The organism is Mesorhizobium sp. P2_F8, from assembly GCF_056403655.1.
Genome location: NZ_JBFUFB010000087.1, coordinates 1 through 1,880 on the forward strand (window position 1 = coordinate 1; position 1,880 = coordinate 1,880).

General features: G+C 62.3%; 2 protein-coding genes and 1 pseudogene. 2 read left to right on the forward strand and 1 reads right to left on the reverse strand.

Going from position 1 to position 1,880, the window contains the following annotated elements; translation table 11 throughout:
- Nucleotides 1-272: antitoxin Xre/MbcA/ParS toxin-binding domain-containing protein (locus AC1DZP_RS36025; protein WP_477309099.1), on the forward strand; the 272-nt coding region annotated here is incomplete at its 5' end.
- Entirely contained in the window at nucleotides 269-754 is a 486-nt protein-coding gene (locus AC1DZP_RS36030) for an RES family NAD+ phosphorylase (RefSeq protein ID WP_477309101.1), read from the forward strand. The genes AC1DZP_RS36025 and AC1DZP_RS36030, both read left to right, overlap by 4 nt.
- A 42-nt stretch (nucleotides 755-796) precedes the next feature.
- Here the strand turns inward: AC1DZP_RS36030 and AC1DZP_RS36035 are convergent.
- Nucleotides 797-1,560 (reverse strand): annotated as a pseudogene (locus tag AC1DZP_RS36035) (site-specific integrase); the annotation flags it as partial.
- Nucleotides 1,561-1,880 lie beyond the last annotated feature (320 nt).

Genomic DNA, 1,880 nt, shown 5'->3' on the forward strand with positions numbered 1-1,880 from the left:
AATATCGCCTGATCCCCAAGGCGACTTATGAGCGGCGAAAGACGGCTTTGCGCCTGTCTTCCGACGAGGGCACCCGACTGGCCCGCGTAGCGCGGGTGTGGAGTCTTGCGCTCGATGTTTGGCGAACGCAAGACGACGCTCGCGATTTCCTGTTTCGGTGCCACCCTATGCTCGAGGACAAGCGCCCCATCGACGTCGTCATTCAAAGTGAGATCGGTGCCGAGTTGGTCCTCGATATACTGGGAAGCCTGAAGTACGGCAGTGCTGCGTGACAGGGCAGATACTCGATCGCACACTGTCGTGCTTTCGCATCGGCGATCCGGATGGCGCCTATCGGATTTTTGATGCGACGGGATCGACCATAGCTCCGGGTCGGTGGAACACAGCTGGCAGCCCGATCATCTACACGAGCCAGCATTATTCGACTGCGCTTCTCGAAAAGCTGGTGCACGGCAGTGGGCGCCTGCCGCCCAACCAGCACTACATCAAGGTCACGTTGCCGCAAGGGCTCGGCTACGAGATCTTTTCTCCCCCCGCATTGCCCGGCTGGGATACTATACCTGCCTCGGTCAGCAAGGCGTTTGGCGAGGCATGGTGCCTCGAGCGGCGCAGCGTCATTCTGCTGGTGCCGAGCATCGTGGCGCGGCCTGACACCAACGTGCTGATCAATCCGGCCCACCCCGAGTTTCCGACGTTACGCGCGAGCTTGCATCAGCCGGTGTATTGGGACAGACGGCTGTTCGGCGCTGGATGATCTTGGAAGCACCGGATTCCGGGCGGGGGAGGGGTCGGTTTACAGTCCTATGCGGCAAACGCCGCGCTTGACTAGCCGCTCCACTTCCTGGGCATTCAGCAGCTCGACCCCGACGGCCTTGCCTTGGCCAGTCACGCGGCGAAACAGCGGTCCATGGGCAATACGGGCAAACTCTCAGCCACGTCTGAAGCGCTATGACCGGGCAAGTCGCGTCCGACGAGCCACCGCCGATCTCGACCTCCCGCCTGCCGGTCTTGCCGCGCAACGTCACCACAATGCCCTTGTCCAGAACCTCGACCCAGCCGCTTGCGTCCTCCGTCTGGTCCCTTGGCAACGTCGTGGCCGACGAACGATCTCGGAGCGCCGCAGGCCGCCGGGATAACCCACGAGCAGCATTGCACGGTCGCGCAGCCCGCGCAGGGTGCCGCGGTCGAGGTCTCCAGCATGGCTATGAGATCCTCGGGAAGAAGGGCCTCCATTTGGTGCGGCGGCTGAGCGTGACTGTTGCGGATACCAGCGAGCACGGTGGCAATGTGCCGATCCTTGCGGTCCCGCGACTGGCCTCGCTGAGCATAGTTCCAGGAAAGCGCAGAAAGCCGACGCTCTATGGTCGCGACGCTCAACTTGTCTGTACCGTCGCAGAGGCTTGCGCGGCGATATAGAGCCGACGATCCGCGGATCTGGTGGCGCGGGAGCAAAATACTGGCGCCGGCACCAGACGCAAAAATACTTCCAGTCGGAGGCGTAGGCACGGGGCGTGTTGGTCGAACTCGCGGCCTCCACCGCCCCGTTCGCCAGCCCTCCATCTGCGCCGGCAGAGCGAACGCCGCCGTTGATCCTGGTGATGTCGGCAGGGCAGGGGCAGCCGGCTCCTGTTCGGGCTCATCCCCAAGCTAGCTCATCTCCAGGACGAGACCGCCAGCCTGCGTTTGGAGACGGGCTGCGTACCACTGGACGGCCCGGAGGTCGCGTCAGCGTGATTTTTAGGATTCTGCTCGACGAAAACGGCCATTCCCTACACCAGCGCACTTACGAGCGATAACGCATTATCATTCATTTTGTTAGCGCGACAGGTGCAGCGCTTTTTGCCTATTTTCGTTGCCAAAAGCGCCGGCATGACTCATCC